Origin of the sequence: Clostridium sp. (genome assembly GCF_036643715.1) — a bacterium.
Taxonomy (GTDB): Bacteria; Bacillota; Clostridia; order Clostridiales; family Clostridiaceae; genus Clostridium.
The window spans coordinates 91,743-112,872 of sequence record NZ_JAVXRL010000003.1 but is presented as its reverse complement, the minus strand read 5'-3'; the positions used below and the strand labels follow the sequence as shown (position 1 = coordinate 112,872).

Genomic DNA, 21,130 nt, shown 5'->3' with positions numbered 1-21,130 from the left:
TATTTCATAGGAGATTGTCTTATAGATTTATACGTTCTTATATTATTATTTGTAGTTTATTTCTTTATTGTTCTTTTATACTTAATTGTTGATATATATATGATTATTTTCTACAAATTTCTATCAACAATTAAATACAAAAGAGTTATAGTCTAAAATAAGTAAATTATTTTAGACTATAACTCTTTCCGAAATGTATTTATTATATCGTGCTCGGCTTCAAATTAAATATTAAATCTATATCTTTTTCAATATCAATAATAAGCCTTTTCTTTAGATAATTATCTAAGTCAACTTTTTCCCCTAGTACTACTAGCTTATATAAAAATGCTGAATTTACTGATATTCTATTGTGATACATTTTAAACTCTATATAAATGGCATTATCGTTATCACTTATTGTATTTAAATAATTTATCATAAGAGTATTTTGAAGCATTATCTCTCTTATATTGTTGTATCCCACACTATTACATCTAGCTGCTTTCTCTCTTATAAAATTAAATATCTTCCTGTCATTTCCCTTAATTTTAATAAGTTTTTTATTACACTCATCACTAAACTTATATGGTTTTATTATATAAGTTAGTATAATAGATATAGTTATTCCAACAAAAACAAATATTAATCTATCTCCAATTATTGATATTGAAGGACTCGTAATATCTTTAACACCTAATGTACATATAGTTGTAAATATCATTAATTTATCGTAGCTCTTAAATAATGTGGCACAAAATACAGCAATTATAATTAATGCTATTTTTAAATTCATATTATCTACATACTGGAATATTATAACCGATATACCAGCACCAATTATAGTTCCTTTTAGTCTTTTAAAGCCTTTTAAAAGTGTATCTCTTAAGTTAACTTGAATTACTACAAAAGCAGAAAATACCATCCAATAGTAATATTCTAAATTAATCATTCTTCCTACCCCGTATGTAATTGTTACTGCTAAAACCATTCTTATATTAAAATAAAATGTTTCTTCACGTTCTTTAAATGAATTAACTACCTTTTTTATTATCTTTTTTGGTGCTAATGTTATTTTAATTTCTTCAAAGAATGATTTATGTTCCGTATCACCAACTGAATATCCTCTAATTGATATTATCATTAAATCTATTAAACATAAATTAAGCTTTTCGCCATTACAATTGCAATTTGATATAATCTTTTTCTCTTCATCTAACTTGCTCATAGCTTCATCAATAGTTAATTTCCCTGTTATAAATAATTTTAAATTATTTAATGACCTCTCTATTGAATTTAATAATTCCTCATTCTTTTTATAATTTACACCTTTATCAATTTCTAAATTTATCTTTTCAATTGTAATTAAAACATCGAATAAGTATTTGCTTTGATAAATAAAATTACCATTACTATCTGTTGAATTATTAAGTAAATCCTCTAACTTGTTTGATAATTTTTCTAGCTTAATGTTAAATTCAATGTTGTTTTTATTTTCGCTTAAGTTTTCAATTTTACTATTTGTAACGTTAATCATTTCAACTAATAAATTCATCTTCTTATTTTTGAAATTAGCTTTAATTACATACAGCTTCAATACCATAATTAATACTGCACAAAATATAACTCCTAACAATCTTATAGGAAATTGATTAGTATCTACTGAAAATACTAAAGTATACAAATATAAATTTGTAAACGCATAATAATATCCATTGTCTAAATCATCTAAATATAATGCCCCTATCGTAAATAAAAATATTGCATTTAAAATAATTCCAAAACAAATATTTATATTAGCAAGCTCTGAAAATGTAGCTAATGATATAAATCCAACTAATAATTTTATGAATTCATTTTTTGGATTTATAGTAAAATCTTTTTTAGCTAAATTCATTATTGCAATAATTACTGCTAAAGCTAACACTATGTTTTCTTTACCAAATAAGAAGTATACAGCCGCAAGAATTAGTGTTGAAACTAATGTTAATGATGTTGCTGTAATAAGTTGTTTCTTCATCATATAATTGTTCCTCTTAACTTTTATTTTAATTATATCATTTGTAATTTTTATAATTAATATATAAACATTTAACTTTTAATTAATCTTCTTTTATACTAAATTGTTGATTTTAGAAAATCAACAATTTAGTATAAAAGAAAAAGAGTGTGAAAAATCCGCACTTGATTCCATCACACCCAATCTATTACTTTACTATTTTGCAAGCATTATATTTAATATAGTATTATCAGCATTTCCTAAGCCTTCCTTAACTAAAACACCAATATTTTTTATTGTATCTTCAGCATCCTCAAATATTATTCCGTCCTTTGATGTTGGAGATATGTTATTCATAGCTAATGTTGCACATTGAATTGCTGCATTAGTAGCAGTTGCTATTTTTAAAGCACAAGTGCTCTTTGCGCCATCGCATATCATTCCTGCAATATCTGAAATCATATTATTAACTGCATATTTTATATTAGTTAAGTTTCCACCTAAAAGATAAGTTATACCACAGCATGCTCCTGTCGCTCCTGCAATTCCAGCTCCACATAAAGGAGATAATCTTCCCATATACTCTTTTAAATGAATTGTAATAAGATTACTTATAACTAAGGCTCTCGCTATGTCTTCTCTTGATTTCCCTAAAACTTTTGCGGTTTCAACTATTGGCATTGAGCATGCTATACCTTGATTTCCAGAACCAGCTGTTGTCATAATAGTCATTGAGCAACCATCCATCCTCGCATCTGATGCTGCTGCAGTTGCTGCAATTACTCTATTTGCCATATTGTTAGTAAATAAATTAAACTTTTTATCTTCAATTATTTTACTACCAACTTCTAAGCCATAACCACCTTTTAGCCCTTCATCTGATACTTTACTGTTCATATCAGCTGCTTCTAATATAAACTTTATTTCTTCAAAAGGCATTTTAGTTGCAAATTCGTATATTTCTTCAATTGATAATCCTGTTTCTTGATTAGAACTATCATCATTCTCTTCTTCTGAATCCTTATTTAAAAATACTTCACCATTCTTTTCTATAGTAATTACATTAGTATGATCTTTTGAAATTACTACTCTTGAAGAATTACTTTCTCCTTTTGATATTACTTCTATATAAAGTTTTTCCTTTGTATCTTTCTGAGAAACTTTTATTTTTTTACTTAAAACAAGCTTGTTTGCTTTTTCTAATTCTTCTTCTGAAAAGTCTGATAACATTTCAAGCTTCTTGTTTGATTTCTTAATAACAGCTCCAAGTGCTGCTGCTATATCTATCCCAATTTTCCCGGTCCCTGGAATTCCAACGCCTAAAGCATTTTTTATAACGTTTGCACTAAGAAGTATATTTATACTCTCTGGATCTTCTCCTAAAGCTTCAACTCCTAATGCAACACCATAAGCTACTGCTATAGGTTCAGTACACCCTTCGGCAGGTACCATTTCTCTATTTAGTATTTCTATAAATTCTCTTCTCATAATTTTCGCCTCTTCTCCCAAGTTTATACTCTCATTATACCACCAATGTAAACAATTAACTAAAAAAACAACCTAATATTATTTTAGGTTGTTTTTAATATTAAACTTTTTATTTATGCTTTTACTTTTGTAATACTTTTATGTTCAATTAATTCTTCTAATGTTTCATCACCATTTTTATCTTTAGATAAAATTATTGTTGATATTAATATAAATATAGTTCCAAGTATTAAAGCAAAAGTAAGCTTTTCTCCAAATAATACTATTCCCATAACTATACTAACTATCGGCTCAAATGTTCCAAGTATTGATGCAGATGATGCTCCTATTATTTCTATACCTTTAAGTAAGAATATAATTGATAAAATAGTAGATACTACTGCAATTAATACGTATGATAAGCTAAGGCTTAAATTTATTTTATTAATTATTTGACCAGTTGCACCACCATAAACTAGCATTCCAGCTGCTGCTCCAAATGATATATACATTGTTATTACTCTATTATCTATATCAGCTATTTCCTTCATTGCAAGCATCAGTACATTAATACCATAAGATATTCCTGAGAATAATGCTAAAAATAATCCCATTGTGCTAAGCGTTTGATTTTCAAAGGCAACTAGTGCGTATACTCCAATTGCTGCAAACATAAGTGACATAACTTTTGCCTTACTCATGTTTTTCTTAAATAAGAAGTACTCTAAAACGCAAACAAATGCTGGATATATAAAATGTAATGTTGTTGCAAGTCCTACACTTAAATAGTTATAAGACATAAATAATGTTTGAGTTGTTATTGTATATCCAATTGCTCCTGTGAAAAACAAAAGTAAAAATTGTTTTCTAGAAACTTTTAATACTACCTTTTTAAACTTTAAATATACAAACAAAATTATTGCTGCTATTGAAAATCTATATAATAAAACTGTTGCTGGATTTGATCCATTTATATATGCTGCCTTTGCAAATATAGGCATTAATCCAAAAGCAACAGAAGCTAAAATCGCGTACATAATCCCTTTATAATTTTTCATTTCTTTCCCTCCAAAATAATGTAAATATTAAATTCCCAATTAACAATTTTAGTTATATTTTTTTCCATTGTCAATGGATTATTTAAATTATTTTTTAAGGTATATTTATTACTTTGGAATTAGCACTTTAAATATTGTTTGTACACCTTCTATACTACTAACAGAGATACTTCCCCCATACATTGTAATTAACCTATTTGCTATTGAAAGACCTAATCCATTACCACCAGTTTTACTATTTCTTGACTTATCAACTCTATAAAATCTATCAAATAAAAATGGTATATCATCTTTTGGTATTCCAACGCCTTTATCACTTACTTCTAATATTTGATAGTTACTATCTTCCTCTACATTAACTTCTATTTCATTGAATCCTTTTGAGTACTTTATAGCATTATCTAAAAGTATTATTAGTATTTGTTTTAAATGCTCACCTTTCATATTAAATACGTAAACGCCTTTATTTTTATAATCAATTTTGTAATCACTATTTAAAATAGAGAAATCATTTAATACTACATCCATAATTTCTTTAATGTCTGAACTTCCTTTAAAAGTTTCATTACTATTTTCAAACTTTGACATATCCAAAAGAGATTTAACTAATATAGTTAATCTATCAACCTCTTCTCTACTAACTTTTATTGACTTATCTAATACTTCTGGATTGTTTTTACCCCACCTACTTATAAGAGATAAATGCCCTTTTATTATTGTAAGAGGAGTCTTAAGCTCATGGGATGCATCTTGAACAAATCTTTTCTCACGATTAAAGGAGCTCTCAACATCGTCCATTAAAGAATTAAATACCCTTCCAAGCTTTGATATCTCGTCATTAGTATTGCTTACCTTCACTCTCTTATCAAGCTTGCCTTCACTTTTTATATTTTCCATAGTTACAATAACATCTCGTACATTTGATAAAAGTAACCTTGATATAATTATTCCACCTATTATGCTAAGTACTATTCCAAAGAATAGTGTAATTAAAAGTACAGCTCCATAAGACTGAAATATATCATCAAAAATATCAAGATCTATTCCATACTTATTTTTATGCTCAAAGAACCAATCAAAAAATATAACTGATTGTGCTATCCCTATAAATAATAAAAATATAAGAAAAATCATTACAGATGCTATAGTTATCTTCCAAAATATCGGTAAGTTTTTGTATTTTTCTTTCATTAGTCTCTCATTATATATCCAACACCTCTAATAGTTTGAATATATTTCTCCTTATCATTTTTATCTAACTTATTTCTAATATACCTTACGTAAACATCCACAACATTAGTTTCAGCTTCACTATTATATCCCCAAATGTTTTCTAAAATAATATCTCTAGTTAGTACACGATTTATATTTTTCATAAACATAAGGAGTAACTGAAACTCTGTATTAGTAAGTTCTATAGTTTCCTTATTTCTTCTTACAGTTCTTCCTTCTATATCAAGTTCTATATCTTTAAACTTCATCTCTGATTTATTATTATCTTTTTTATTCCTTCTAAATATAACTTCCATTCTTGCAAGAAGTTCTTCTATCGCAAAAGGTTTTGCTAAATAATCATCAGCACCTGCTTGAAGTCCTGTAACTTTATCCATTACACTATCCCTTGCTGTTAACATTATTATTGGAGTGTTTTTCTCTTTTCTAATTCTTCTACAAACTTCAATTCCATTTATACCTGGAAGCATTAAATCTAAAAGTATTACATCAAAATCATTTTCAAGTGCAAGAGATACAGCTTTTCTACCATCATTTGCAATACTTACATTATATCCTTCATATTCTAATTCCATCTTTATAAATGAAACCATATTTTCTTCATCTTCAACTATAAGTACGTTGTACACATTAATCATTTCCTTTCATAAGTACAATAAATATAAAAAAGGTAGAGTATGCAAAATAGTTAATGCACTCTACCTTTTAATTATTTACTAATTGAGTTTTCTTTATTAGAGTGATCTTTAGCTATATGATCATCATCTAAATGATTGTGTTCTGGAGAATCCACATCTAATATAGCTCCATTTGCACCATCTACAGTAACTTCATGTAACATATTTTTATCGTCTTTTATTTTAAACTCATATTCAACATGTAAGTCGTCATATTCTTTTTCACTACTAACTATAGTACCTGGTACTGCTTTTAATGCAATATCATTTGCTTGTTCTATAGTATACTTTGTTGATTGCTTTATTTTATAATATGCAAACCCTCCAGCTCCTATAGTACAAACTACAGCAAACATAATAGCTCCAATTAGGACTTTTTTAATTTTCTTTTTATGCTTACAAGCACTATCTTTTACCTTATTAAAACTTTCATTACAACTGCTCTTTGAACTTTCACTGCCATTATGAGCATTTGCATTACCCTCAATTAATTCAGTATTTTCTACTTCTATATATTCTTTCTCATTATTTATATTATCTTTATTTGTCATTTTTAACTTCCTCCCCTTGCCTCTTAATAGCTTATGAACTAATATTACCAGGGGAAAATTAAAATACTCTTTGATTTAAATGAGAATTTTCTAATTTAAGAAAATTTAGTTTAAACTAAAGAACTTAGTAAATGCTTCTACTGTATAGAAATTATCTTTAACTGATGCAAGTTCTCTAACTGAGTGCATTCCAAGTATTGGTGCTCCCATATCAACAACTGGTATACAAAGGTCAGCAGCTGACATTGGGCCTATTGTTGTTCCACCTTTAACATCTGATCTGTTTACGAACTTTTGCATTGGAACATTTGCACTTTCACATACTGATTTAAATATAGCTCCGGAGACTCCTTCTGTTGAGTAACTTCCTGATGCTGCAATTTTAAGAACTGGTCCTTTTCCAAGGAAAGGTCTATTTGTTGGATCATGCTTTTCAGGTAAGTTTGGATGTACAGCATGAGCTAAATCTGCTGATATCATTAATGAATTTTTAAGTGCTCTAAAGAATTCCTCTGTATCTTTATTTAAAGCTATAGCAATTCTTTCTAATGTTCTTCTTATTAAGTTTGATTGTGCACCTTGAGCTGTTAAGCTTCCTATTTCTTCGTTATCTATACAAATCATAACTTTAGTTGCATCAATATTAGTACTATTTAATAATGCCTTTATTCCTGCAAATACCATCCATTGGTCATCAAGCTTTCCAGCTGATATTAATTCTTCATTAATTCCAACTAATGATCCTTTTTCAAATTCATATAAGAATAAATCAAAGTCTAATATATCTTCTTTCTTAGCACCTGATGCTTCTGTTAATAAGCTCATTAAATAACCTTCTTTTTCTAATGAATCATTAACAAACCCTACTAAAGGTAATGTATCCTTTTGCTTATTGTATGCATATCCTTCATTAACATTTCTGTTCATGTGGATTGCTAAGTTTGGTATTATTACTACTGGTTTATTTATATTTATTAATTTAACTTCTGGTTTAAGTGGTGATTCACCTTTAACTATTACTCTACCAGCAATTCCAAGTGGTCTATCAAACCAAGTACTTAGTATTGGTCCACCATATACTTCAGTATTTAACTTAACGTAAGTATCTTCTACTTTCATTTCAGCATTTGGCTTTATTCTAAATCCTGGAGCATCTGTATGAGATCCTATAAGTCTAAATCCATCCTTTTCAAGATCTCCCATTCCAACTTCAAATGCAATAACTGCTGAGTCATTTTTATCTATAAAATATTTTTTTCCTTTTTCTAATTTCCATGCATCTTCTTCAAATATTTGCTCAAAACCTTCATTTTTTAAAATATCCTTAACTGATGCTGCTGCATGATATGCAGTTGGGCTTTCATATAAGAAATCTATTAATTCTTTTGCTAATTTCTTTTCCATTTGTCTTTCCTCCTAATATTTATATGAATTTTAGGTTCATATAATATGTTGTTTTATTAGTTGTATTTTATCATATCTTTAAATATATAACTTACATTACTATATATTTTAATACTTTATTCAAACTCTAAACAGTATTTCTTTTATAAGTTTTAAATAACATTTCACTTGTTAATCTCTCTATATTTAATATATTTTTCTTAATATATCCTAAATGCATACTATTTATATCTTCAACTACAGCTTTAATCCAGACTTCTCCATCTTCATACACATAAATGTTTTCCTGTGCTAAAACTTCTACTACAATGTTAGATTCTAAACTAGGCTCTTTTCTTATTATTAAACTATTAAAACCTTCTTTTATGTTAGCTATTCCAATTGGTCTTTTAGTTATATTTAAATTACAGAGACTTCCTTTAAACTTATGCCATGTAAATTCATTCATAAGTTCTTCTGGGCACCTCTTACCTGTTACATCATAATGTCTTATTATATTTTTAAGTGGAATATTATATTCATGCCTTAACTTATTTACAAGTTCTATTAAATTATTAAATACCTTTCTTGCATCCATTCCATACCTTAACCCTATACTAACACTTACTGAATTTGAATTATTTATTTCCTTAGTTACTTTATCTTTAATATGTAATGCTCTATTGTTATCTTTCAAAAGTTTTATAATCTCATTATCAGATACTATATAATGTACTGATTCTTTTGCCTTATCATTAGTCTTTACATAAATTTTATAATCATTGATATTTTTATATTTTCTTATATCAATTCCATGTATAACAATATATTTTTTACTTATATCTATACCTTTTGTAAAATTTATTTCTATATAATCTTCTTTAATCTCTGTACCATTTACTTCTGTAAGACAAACCAAATAGAACACCCCTTCTTTCTCTTTTACTTTTTTATGTAATTATTCAAAATATTTCACATAAACTTAATTATATCATAATTTGATATTTTTAATAATAAATAGACTTTATTTTCGATAGTAAATTTGATAATTTTTTCTTATTAGGATAGAATAACTATATTACTTAAATGGGAGGATAATGCGAAATGCTTTCTAAATTTTTAATAAAAACCTTTGTTAAAGATAGTGATAATATTAAAGATAGACATGTACGTAATTCTTATGGATTTTTAGGTGGAATCATTGGAATAATCGTAAATCTTATATTATTTGCAATCAAATTTACAGTAGGTATTGTCGTATCAAGTATTGCAGTTACTGCTGATGCTTTTAATAATTTATCTGATGTTGCATCATCTGCAATTACAATTGCTGGTTTTAAGATGGCTAATATGCCACCTGATGAAGAACATCCATTTGGACACGGAAGAATGGAATATTTATCTGGTCTTATTGTTGCATTCATGGTAATGCTAGTTGGATTTCAATTTATAAAATCTTCTTTTGATAGAATAATGAATCCATCACAAGTTCAATTTGAGTTAATACCTTTTATTTTACTTGTTATATCAATATTCCTTAAATTATGGCTTGCCATATTTAATAAATCAGTTGGGACAAAAATAAATTCTTCAGCCTTAAAAGCTGCTGGAGTTGATGCTTTAGGTGATGTATTTACAACAAGTTGCGTTGTTTTATCAATACTTGCAAGTAAATTTATATCTTTCCCAATCGATGGTTATGTAGGATTTATAGTTGCTTGCTTCATAGTTTATTCAGGTTTTTCACTTGTAAAGGAAACAATAAATCCACTGCTTGGTGAAGCTCCAGATCCTGAACTTGTAAAAAGTATTGAAGATATGCTTTTATCTTACAAACATATTACAGGTGTTCATGACTTAATAGTTCATAACTATGGTCCTGGTAGATGTATGGCTTCTGCCCATGCTGAAATACCTGCTGATATTGATGTTATGCAAATTCATAATATTATAGATACTGCTGAAAGAGATATCTCAAAGGAGCTAAATATTTACTTAACAGTCCATATGGACCCAATTTGTTTAAGCAATTCTGAAGTAAAAGATGCTTATGATGAAGTATTAAAGATAGTTAAATATAATCCTTTAATTAAATCAATGCATGATTTTAGAGTTGTTGGTGAAGGTACTCAAAAGAACTTAATATTTGATGTTGTTGTTTTTAGTAAAACTTTATCTAAGGTAACAAATGAAGAGGACTTAAAAGAATCAATTTCATCAGCAATAAAAGAAACTCACCCACAATATAATTGTGTAATAACAGTAGACCACGACTTTACAACTTAATATAAGTTAATTAAAAGGAGGCTGATTGCAGTCTCCTTATTTCTTTATATTTACATTTTTTTAATTGTTTACTATTTCTTCATATGTTATACTTATTTTATATTATTTATATAAAAAGAGGGGGACTTTTATGTTTTGTGAAAGATGTGGAAGTGAGATGGGTTTAGACGGCAAGTGTTCTAATCCTTTATGCGAATCTAACTTAAATGACGATTCTGCAGCTACTTTAAACACAACGAAAAACTATTCTGATGATTTCTCATCAAATAATTCTTACAATCAAAACACTTACAGAGATGCCAATACAGCTGATGGGGTAACAGCTGATGAATTTGCTACATTTGTTGGTGAAAAAAATACTGAGTACTATTTAGATAAGTTTGAAAAATACCAAACTAATCCGAGCTTTGCTTCTTGGAATTGGGCTGCCTTTTTCTTAGGATTATGGTGGATGTTATACAGAAAAATGTATAAAGTTTGCGGTATTGTTTTCTTAATAAGTTTCCTTAACACATTATTCTTAGGAGTATTTGCACCTATAGTTAGCTTATCTATTTCAATAGGTATCGGAGTTTACGGAAACTTATTTTACTTAAAGGATTCAATGAAAAAAATAAACAACATAAGAAGATTCTCAGCTAATTTAAATCCAGCTGATTTTAATAATCGTCTTATTATAAATGGTGGTACTAACATAGTTGCACCTCTTGTTCTAGCAGCAATAATGCTTATTGTAATAATCATTATTATAACAACATTTGCAGCTGCAATGTCATCACTATTTTATTCATTTTAAAATTATTTATATTTAAACTGAAAAATCCTAATGAACAATAACTGTCCATTAGGATTTTTTTAATAAAAACATTCCTCAATTTTTTTTGATGCTACAATTTTCAACTTATCATTTCTATCATTTTTATCAATTTCAAATCTATACCTTCCACGTTTATCTGTTACTGTTTTACAAATTTCAATATACTCTTCACCATAACAATCATCTATAACTTTCAAAAGTTTCACTACTGCTCCAGCAACAGGTTTACAATTATCAAATTTTATTTCTCCCCATATATTTAAAGTATCTATACACTTTAAAATAACATCTGCTCTTATTTCAAAGTCATCTTCTAAAACTTCTATTTCTCTTGTGCTTCCTTGAAATAATTTAATCATTTTTTTATCATTGACATCTTTTTTTTCACATTCAAAACATTTGTCAAATTCATCTCTATATTCTTCATAATCAAAATACTCTTTCATATAACTCTCCCACACAAATTATTCTAATGCATTAACTTCCTTTAAATAAACCTTTTCTGTTTTTAATTTAAAAACCTCATTATCTATTTTATTATTTTTTATGAATTTGTACTGCAATATACCTTGAACCCATAATGGTATATCTTTTTTATTATAATATTTACCTTTATTCTTAATAATTACACCACAATTTGGTTCTAGTTTAAAAGTAACATAATCTTTACATACTTTGTCTTCATCTACAACATATTTATCTAGTAAATTAATTGAATTTGAACTAGTTAATTTATACATAAAAATTGAAGGTTCTTTGCATCCATTTATTATTACTGTTTTATATATTATAGCTTCACCAGTTTTAACTTTATCTTTATTGCTTTGAATAAATACATTTAATTTATTTCCAAAAATATCTAAATTATTTTCTTTAATATTTTCATTTTTAATATATCCTACAATATCTTTAACTATCATCATACCTTTAGAATTAAAGCCCATTATTTGAACACTTACATCCAAACTTTTCTCTTTAAATTCTTTTTTAATTCCTATTTCAAACTCCAATATAAAACTACTATTCATATTCATTTCTTTTATATCAAAAGAAAGTCTTTTATTAAAACTTAAAAGCTTTTTATTTATAAAAATCTTTTCATCTTTTATATACAAACCTTCATTTAAATATATAGAAAGAGTTAAATTTTTATATGTTTTCGTGTCTGTATTTTCAATTTTAAATATCGCTTTAGAAAATTTAGTTGAATCTATTTTTTTATTTTTTATTAATCCATTTATTTCTAACATGATAAACTCCCATATTTAAAATTTTGCTATATTTTAACTAGTCTCTTCTATTATTATGCTAATAACAACTTAAATATTAAGGCTAGAGATGCTTAATTGCATCTCTAGCCAAAATTTATTTAACAGTTCCAACTAATAACAACATAATATTAGTCATTATATTTCTCTTATTTATCATGTCACGTTCTAATGATTCAATAACAGCTTTGACTTCGACTTGTGTTCCTTGAACATAATCTATAGGCAATATTAAAAATGTGCTAAATGGCATTTTAAAATGTGCTGAATGTATAGGTTGAGTTTCTAAAAGAGCAGTATATTCAACACTTATATTTACATACCCATGAATTATAAGTTTATATCCACTTAATATTTGACCTTCATTTGATGAACTTATCATAGTTTTTACTGTATAACTATCTTCTATTACAACATCCGCTGAAACAAAATCAAGTTCTTCAATATCAGGTTTTTCAATTGGAATTTCAAACTCTTTATTTATTGATAGTTGCTTAAATGTTGATATATTAATATCAACATCAACAAATGCTATATTAGATATACCACTACCTTCCCTTCCATCATCTAAAATATAATTATACGTTGCATAAGCTTTGTTTTCACTTATACCACTACAAGTTCCACTAATTACTTTAACACTATATTCTATAGTAGCACCTTGTCCTACATCTAAAGTTCCAATATTCACACCAGACTCTAAATCAACATCATTTATTAAAACATTATTTAATTTAAATGATCCTTCTACAAGTTGTAAGTTTGATGGAAGCTCATCTTTAAATATTACATTAAATAATTTAAGATCACCTGTATTTAAAATAGTAATTCTGTAATTAATAATGTCATTAAGGCTCGCTTCTGTTTTATCAGCTATTTTTGTTACTTGAAGCTCATTAGCTTTAACTATTATTTCATTTTCATTACTTTCCGTATCTTTAATACGAATTTGATCTTCAGGTGTTAACTTGTAAGTAAACACTCCTGTTGATTTATTTAATATAATATCACTTTCACCTTTACTTATAACTTTTGCCTTAAATGTAATTGTTTTTGAATCACCAATAGCTAAAGGACCAACATTTACTCCAAGCAATATACTAGATGTTAATTCTGCTATTCCATTAACCTTAACGCTACCTTCAACAAAATCTAAATTCGGTTCAAGTAAATCCTTCACTATTACACTTATTAAACCAGTTTCTCCATTATTTGTTGCAACTATACTATATAAAACCTCATCACCTACAGTTACAAAATGAACATTTGAATCTTTCACAAGTGATAAATCTGCTTTAAGATTATTAACTGTAACCTCATCAGAAATTGAACTATTTTCCCTTGGTGACTCTTCTGGATCAACAATATAACTATAATCTACTGTAGCAGTATTCACTATTTGACTTGGTGCATCTTCTCTTACCCTTACTTTAAATATTATTATGACAGTTGCACCAGCATTTATTGTCCCAATTAAAATACCATCATTTGGATTAACAGAAGGTTTGCTTACTCCTCCAACAATTACACTACCTTGTACAAAGTTTACTCCAACTGGAAGGACATCACTAACTACAACATCATTAACCGGAACATTACCAGAGTTAGTTACTTCTATTGTATAAGTTATAATGTCATTTTCTGTAGTTACAGCTCTATCAGCTAATTTTACTATATCTGAATTTGAAATTTCTCCATGCCTTACATGTATATCCGTTACATTTGATTTTGAACTTCCATCTACAGATTTCCCTTTAGGGTCAACTAAATAAGTGTACGTGCTACTTGCAAAATTATTTATTTGGTTTGATGGAGGTATACTTTTTATTTCTACATCAAACTCTATTGTTACTTCTGCCCCTGGCGCTATATTTCCTATTGTAAATCCAGAATTAGGATTTAATCCCGGTACTAATAAACCATTTATATAAACACTATTTGGAACAAAAGTTTGATAACTTTCCAATACATCAACAAAATTAACTCCATTTGCTTCTACATTACCTGTATTTTTAAGAACAAAACTATAGGTTGCTATATCTCCTAAATCTTTATACATACTATCTACTGACTTTTCTATACTAACAAATGCATTATTAACTTGGGTTTCAACATTATTAGTAATTGACGGAATACCATTTACAGGAACTCCATTTGGATTTACTAAAAAATCAAATGTTGTAATTGCTGTATTATTAATAGGATTTGGAACAGGGAATGCATCTAAAACAGCAACTTTAAAAGTAATGATAGTCGGTGTTGTTGTTCCTAAACTTCCTATATTAATCCCATTACCTGGCGATACACCTGGAATTAAAACTCCATTTACAAATACACTGTTTGGAACAAAGTTAGTTCCTTCAGGTATAACATCAGTAAACACAATATTATTTGCGCTGACATTACCTGTATTTCTTAAAGTAATTGTATAAGTTAACGTCTCAGCAAAATCTGCAAATTCTTTATTAACATCTTTAGTTGATACTATAGTTGCATCATTTACTGTAGTTATTGCTCTATTTGAAGGTAAATTTTCTACTATTATCGGTGGATTACCCTCATCAACAACATAGTTGTAACTTGTATTGCTTATATTTACTACAGGATTTGGACTTGGCACTGCTCCATTTACTCTTACAGTAAAAATAATAGGAACTGTATTTCCAGGAATTATTGTTCCTATATTTATTCCTAAAACTGGATTTTCACCTGGTCTTGGAACACCAGAAACAATTACACTATTTGCAACAAAAACTGTACCATTAGGTGGAACATCAACAAAGAAAACATTATTAACATCAACATTTCCAGTGTTAGTTAATAAAGCTGTATAAGTTATATTTCCATTTATTCCAACAAATTGCCTATCAACTAATTTACTTGAAGATATTTCACCATGATTTACTTTAACTTCAACCTCTCCTGATTCAGTAGATCCTTTAACAGGCTCACCATTTGGATCAACTAAATATTCATAATCAACTACTGCAACATTTACAGTAGGATTTGGAACAGGTATATTATTATCATTAACCACAACTTTAAAAGTAATTTCAACAGTTGTATTAGATAAAACTCCTATATCTATACCATCTTTTGGATCCACATTTGGACGTGGTATACCATCTACCTCTACACTATTTTCTACAAATAATAATCCTTCTGCTACAACATCTGTAACAATAGTTGATATAGTATCAACATTACCATCATTAACTACAGTTATAGTGTAAGTTAACTCTTCACCTAAATCTACAAAGTTCTTATCAACTGTTTTTGTAGCTGTTACTATAGCAGAATTAACTTGTGTCTCAACAGGATCTGAAGGTTCAGCAACTGCATTTACTGGTGCTGCATTTGGATTAACTCTATATTTATACTCAGCTATTGATTGATTTACTATAGGATTTGGTATTGGAAGTGCTGTAGAAATCACTTTAACTTTAAAACTTATAACCGCATCACTACCAGCGATTATTAAAGCTACAGGTACACCACTTACAGGACTTATACCAGGTGATTGTACTCCATTAATAATAACACTATCATCTACAAATGTAGTTCCTTGTGGTATATCATCAAGTAATAAAACATCAGTTGCAGAAACATTTCCTGAATTAGTTAAAGTAAGAGTATAAGTTAACTCTTCCCCCAAATTTGCAAACTCTTTATCAACTGCTTTAACTACTGACACTATAGCTCTATTAACTGTAGTACTCACTTCATTAGTTCCAAAAGGCTCACCGGTAATTGCAGGATCTACTGGATCTATAATATATTCATACTCAATATTCCCTCTATTTAAAATAGGGTTTGGATTTGGGAATCCATTATTTACAGTTACTCTAAATGTTACAAGAACTATTTGCCCAGCTGAAATTGAAGCTATATTTACTCCACTTGCCGGATTTTCCGCAGGCTGTGATACTCCACCAACAGTTACACTTCCTGTTACAAAAGTTGTTCCACTAGGTGCTGAATCAGTAACTACGATATTAACAGCTTCTGCTGTACCTAAATTTGCAACTCCTATAGAGTAAGTTAATTCTGTTCCAAAATCAGCAAAATTATCACTTACATTTTTCCTTGCGTCTACATTTACTTCTTTTGCTAAAGTACTTACTTGATTTGATGTAGCTTTAGGACCATCTATAGGAATTAATCCAGGATTAGTTCTAAACTTATAAGTTACATCACCTGTATTTATGATTGGATTTGGTGTTGGAAGCTCATTGTCAACTATTACTTCAAATGTAACTTCAACGCTTCCATTAATAGCTATAGAACCTGGTATATTTATACCAACGTTTGGATTTTCACCTACATAAGGAGTACCATCAATCTCAACAGTTCCAAGTACAAATGTTGTTCCATTTGGAACTACGTCAGTTAATACAACATTTAAAGCATCTGTTGTTGATGTATTTCTATTTGTAACTGTAAATGTATATATTAATGAATCTCCAAGTTCTACAAATTGGTTATTAACTGCTTTAGTAACATCAACACTTGCAAAATTACCTGCATCTAAAACTAAGACTTCTATTTCATTTGATGTTTGAGTAGGTGCAGTAATAGCTGGATTTGCTGGATTAACTAAATATTCATAATCAGCCTCAGCAAAATTAACTATAGGATTAATAGTAGGAAGTGTTGCATCTACATCTACATCAAATGTTACTATTACACTTGCACCACCTGCTATTGTACCGATTGTTATACCTGTATTTGGATTTTCTCCTGGCTGTCCTACACCACCGATTGTAACTGAATCTGTTACAAAGGTTGCTCCATCTGGTACTATATCAGTTAACTTAACAACTGATGCTGTAGCATTTCCTATATTGGTAAGAGTAACTGTATACGTAAATGTATCTCCAAGGAATACAACATTATCACTTGATGATTTTGTAAGTGTAATTTGAGCATGATTCACCGTCGTATCAACCACATTAGATTGACTTGGTATTGCATTTACTGGTAATCCAGCTGGGTTTACCAAATAACTATAAGTTGTTGTACTTTGATTTAAAATAGGATTATTAGGTGGATTCGCATTATTTACAGTTACTTTAAAAGTTACTGTTGCACTGCCACCAGCTGCTATACTAGCAATTGCTACTCCAATACCTGGATTAGCTCCAATTTGAGTCGTTCCATTAACTTTAACACTATTTGCTACAAAGGTTGTTCCTGCTGGAATAGTATCAACAAAGTTTAAATTATTTGCTGAAACATTCCCGCTATTACTTATTACAACAGTGTACTCTATTGTACCGCCCCAATCTACAAAATCTGTATCTACCGTTTTTACTTGATTTAATATAGCTCTATTAATTCTAGTTGAAACTTCATTTGAAGTAACTGTTGGCGCTGTAATTAACGGTCCTCCTGTATTTACTTCATATTTATAATCTACATCTGAAGTATTTAGTATAGGATTAGGTGTTGGGAATCCATTATTTACTATTACATCAAAAGATACAATAACTGCTGTTCCTGTTGGTAAGTCATCTAAGCTTACTCCACTTCCCGGATTAGCTAGTGGTTTACTAACATTATTTACTCTGACACTATTTGGTACAAATGTTGTTCCTACTGGTATAGTATCTGTAAAAATCAATTGCTCTGCTAATGTTGTTCCTACATTTGTTATAGTGACTGTATAAGTTATAACTTCATTAAAATCTGCAAATTGTTTATTTACTTGTTTATTTGCTTGAAGTACAGCACTTTTTATAGTTGTTGATACAGTATTTGAATTAACCGGTATTTTACCAGGTGGAGTTATAACTGCAAAATTATTAATTATATTCGGAAGTGGCAATATATTATTTACATTAACTTTAAATGTTATAGTCAATGAGCCACCAATAGCTATATTCGGCAATGTAAATCCTGTGTTAGTATTAAATGTTGGTTGATTAATGCCATTAATAAATACACTATTTGGTACAAATGTTGTTCCTACAGGAGCTACATCTACAAATTGGACGCCTGTTGCAACTATATTACCATTATTACTTACTACTACTGTATAAGTTATATCTTCTAAAGCATCTACAACTTGCTTATCTGCACTTTTAACAGCACTTATCACTACATCATTTATTTGGGTTGTAACTTCATTTGATATTGCAGCTACACCATCTACAGGAGATTCCGCTGGATCAACTAAATATTGATATGCTGCACCACTAATATTCGGAATAGGATTAACTGCTGGTAAACTATTATTAACAGTTACATTAAATAAAACAGTAACACTTCCTCCAACAGCTATTGTTCCAACATTAATAGGTACAGTTGGATCAAGTCCTGGCTGATTAACACCATTTATCGAAACACTATTTGCTACAAATGTAGTTCCACTTGGTATTGAATCTAAAAACCTTACATTTGTTGCACTTACATTACCAGTATTTCTTATAACACTAGTATAAGTTAAAACTCCCCCAAAACTTGATACTGCTTTGTCTACTGATTTAACTACTGAAACAATAGCAGAATTAACTTGAGTTGAAGTATTATTTGAAATAGTTGGAGGTGCAACTACTACTGGTTTAGTCGGATCTACTATATATTCATAAGTTGTTGTATTGTTATTAATTATTGGATTTGTTGTTGGTATAGAATTTATTATCTTAGCTTTAAACGTTACTATTACACTTCCACCAGGAGGTATTATTCCAATATTAATTCCTGAAGCTGGATTAACACCAATTTGTTGAACTCCATTTATAGTTAAACTATTTGCTACAAATGTTGTTCCTGCTGGAACACTATCTGTAAATACTACATTTTGTGCATTAGTTGTACCTATATTAGTTAAAACTGTACTATAAGTTAATTCATCATTAGGCTGTCCAAAATTTTCATTTACACTTTTTACAGCTTGTATAATTGCTGTATTTACTGTTGTTATTGCTATATTTGTAGATTCAGTTGCAGGAGCTACTCCTCCATATTGAAAGTTAACATTCCCAACATTCCCTATAGGATTTGGATTTGGTATACTAGTTACATTAACTTTAAATGTAACTGTTGTACTAGCACCTATAATTAAATTGTTAAGTGGTACCCCAATTTGAGGATTTGCTCCAATTTGAGCTATTCCATCTATTGTTACACTATCTTGAATGAAAGTTGTTCCATTTGGTATAGAATCTATAAATGAAACATTAGTTATAGGAACATTACTATCATTTCTTATAAATATTGTATAAGTTAATTGATCTCCTATATTTGCTAAAGCTTTATCAACAGTTTTATTTGCAAAAATATCAAGATTTAGTATGTCTGTATAAAGAGCAATCATATTTACCATATAAGCATCTTGAGACGTTTCAAGTCTTATTATTGCACTTGTTTGAGAATTAACCATGTATGGCGATACATTAATATTTGTTATATCCCAGCCCTGTCTTCCTCCAGATATATTTGTATTAGTTGATAAACTTTGATTTCTAGTTCCAAAAGTTCCAGTAGTATTTAAAGTTCCAGCATCATTGTTAATTTGTGAACCAAAAAAGTTATTTGAAAAATTATTAGGTCCAGATAATAAATTAGTTGCAAGACTCTCAATAGTTGGTCCAAACCTTACTCTATCATTTTGTAGGTCTGCATCCCCTTCTTGTGTACTTAATAGAAGTCTAGCCGCGATACTACCACCTGGAAGTGTTTCAAATCCAGAAACATTTATATCAACATTTGGATTGGATGTTGCTACTATTTCAGCACCAGTCCATAAATATAATCCTCTCTCAGGTAATAATGGACTTGTATATATTACAGCTAAAGTCCATCCTGCATGATTTGTTGCGGAAGTATAATTAGTAATTGGTTCTACAAGACCTGGAACTCTCTGAACTGTATATATCCCTGAACCTGCCGCTTGTACATATTGAGTTACATCAGTACTTCTCTCATAAAAACTTCTTGTTCCTGATAAAGCTCCACTTGTAAAATTAAAACTCCTTTCTTGCCCAATTTCTGGTGAGATACTAATATTACTAGCTGACGGTGTTGTAAATAATATAGAATTATTTAAAAGTCCAATTATACTATTACTGACATTTGTTACAGGATTTGTTGATGTATCTTGATAAGTATATGCATAATTTCCTCCCCAAAGTAATTCTGCACGTAATACGGTGCTTCCAGGAGGCAAAACAAGATTTGCTGCTGATCCATTTTCTTGAATATTTAATGTTGTTCCTGCTGGAAATGTACCAACTTGAAGATTAGTATTTAAAGATGTAAATGCTCCTATACTTCCAACTGTTCCTGGCTGATTTGCATTTGTTAATTGACTAAGCCCTATAGTATTACCTGTAAAAGTAATTGCACCTTTTGCCTGTGTACTGTATCTTAAATCAATGGACATAAAAACCCTCCTTTCTTTATTTCAAT

The 21,130-nt window shown here is 28.8% G+C and carries 13 protein-coding genes; 2 read left to right on the top strand and 11 right to left on the bottom strand.

Annotated elements, in window-relative coordinates; translation table 11 throughout:
• Positions 1–202: 202 nt before the first annotated feature.
• The 8 genes from RSF37_RS02055 to RSF37_RS02020 form a co-directional block, all read right to left on the bottom strand.
• Positions 203–2,002: an FUSC family protein gene (locus RSF37_RS02055; RefSeq protein ID WP_332562715.1), complete on the bottom strand. Its 1,800-nt coding sequence runs from the start codon at positions 2,000–2,002 to the stop codon at positions 203–205.
• Between the two features lie 192 nt (positions 2,003–2,194).
• Entirely contained in the window at positions 2,195–3,466 is a 1,272-nt protein-coding gene (locus RSF37_RS02050; protein WP_332562714.1) for an L-cysteine desulfidase family protein, read from the bottom strand.
• A 113-nt stretch (positions 3,467–3,579) separates the two neighbouring features.
• Entirely contained in the window at positions 3,580–4,503 is a 924-nt protein-coding gene (locus RSF37_RS02045) for a DMT family transporter (protein WP_332562713.1), read from the bottom strand.
• 108 nt (positions 4,504–4,611) lie between these two features.
• Positions 4,612–5,694 carry a sensor histidine kinase gene (locus RSF37_RS02040; protein ID WP_332562712.1) on the bottom strand — a complete coding sequence of 361 codons (1,083 nt, stop codon included), beginning with the start codon at positions 5,692–5,694 and terminating at the stop codon, positions 4,612–4,614.
• On the bottom strand, positions 5,694–6,365 hold the full coding sequence (locus tag RSF37_RS02035) for a response regulator transcription factor (RefSeq protein WP_332562711.1): 672 nt from the start codon (positions 6,363–6,365) through the stop codon (positions 5,694–5,696). Before RSF37_RS02035 ends, RSF37_RS02040 begins: the two co-directional genes overlap by 1 nt.
• Before the next feature lie 80 nt (positions 6,366–6,445).
• Positions 6,446–6,964 carry a PepSY domain-containing protein gene (locus RSF37_RS02030; protein ID WP_332562710.1) on the bottom strand — a complete coding sequence of 173 codons (519 nt, stop codon included), beginning with the start codon at positions 6,962–6,964 and terminating at the stop codon, positions 6,446–6,448.
• 105 nt (positions 6,965–7,069) lie between these two features.
• Positions 7,070–8,368 (bottom strand): M18 family aminopeptidase, encoded by a 1,299-nt coding sequence (locus RSF37_RS02025; RefSeq protein ID WP_332562709.1) that lies wholly within the window; start codon positions 8,366–8,368, stop codon positions 7,070–7,072.
• A 127-nt stretch (positions 8,369–8,495) separates the two neighbouring features.
• Positions 8,496–9,266 (bottom strand): N-acetylmuramoyl-L-alanine amidase, encoded by a 771-nt coding sequence (locus RSF37_RS02020; protein WP_332562708.1) that lies wholly within the window; start codon positions 9,264–9,266, stop codon positions 8,496–8,498.
• Between the two features lie 185 nt (positions 9,267–9,451).
• Between RSF37_RS02020 and RSF37_RS02015 the strand changes: the two genes are divergently transcribed.
• Both RSF37_RS02015 and RSF37_RS02010 read left to right on the top strand, forming a co-directional pair.
• Positions 9,452–10,633 carry a cation diffusion facilitator family transporter gene (locus RSF37_RS02015; RefSeq protein WP_332562707.1) on the top strand — a complete coding sequence of 394 codons (1,182 nt, stop codon included), beginning with the start codon at positions 9,452–9,454 and terminating at the stop codon, positions 10,631–10,633.
• 130 nt (positions 10,634–10,763) lie between these two features.
• A complete protein-coding gene (locus RSF37_RS02010; protein ID WP_332562706.1) occupies positions 10,764–11,429 on the top strand; it encodes a DUF2628 domain-containing protein in 666 nt (221 codons plus the stop codon).
• A 59-nt stretch (positions 11,430–11,488) separates the two neighbouring features.
• Here RSF37_RS02010 and RSF37_RS02005 read toward each other — a convergent pair whose 3' ends face one another.
• The 3 genes from RSF37_RS02005 to RSF37_RS01995 all read right to left on the bottom strand — a co-directional run bounded on the left by RSF37_RS02005 (position 11,489) and on the right by RSF37_RS01995 (position 21,104).
• Positions 11,489–11,896: a hypothetical protein gene (locus tag RSF37_RS02005; RefSeq protein ID WP_332562705.1), complete on the bottom strand. Its 408-nt coding sequence runs from the start codon at positions 11,894–11,896 to the stop codon at positions 11,489–11,491.
• Positions 11,897–11,914: 18 nt separating this feature from the next.
• Positions 11,915–12,700 carry a hypothetical protein gene (locus RSF37_RS02000; RefSeq protein WP_332562704.1) on the bottom strand — a complete coding sequence of 262 codons (786 nt, stop codon included), beginning with the start codon at positions 12,698–12,700 and terminating at the stop codon, positions 11,915–11,917.
• 115 nt (positions 12,701–12,815) lie between these two features.
• Complete coding sequence (locus tag RSF37_RS01995) at positions 12,816–21,104, bottom strand: SPOCS domain-containing protein (protein WP_332562703.1); 8,289 nt, start codon at positions 21,102–21,104, stop codon at positions 12,816–12,818.
• Positions 21,105–21,130 lie beyond the last annotated feature (26 nt).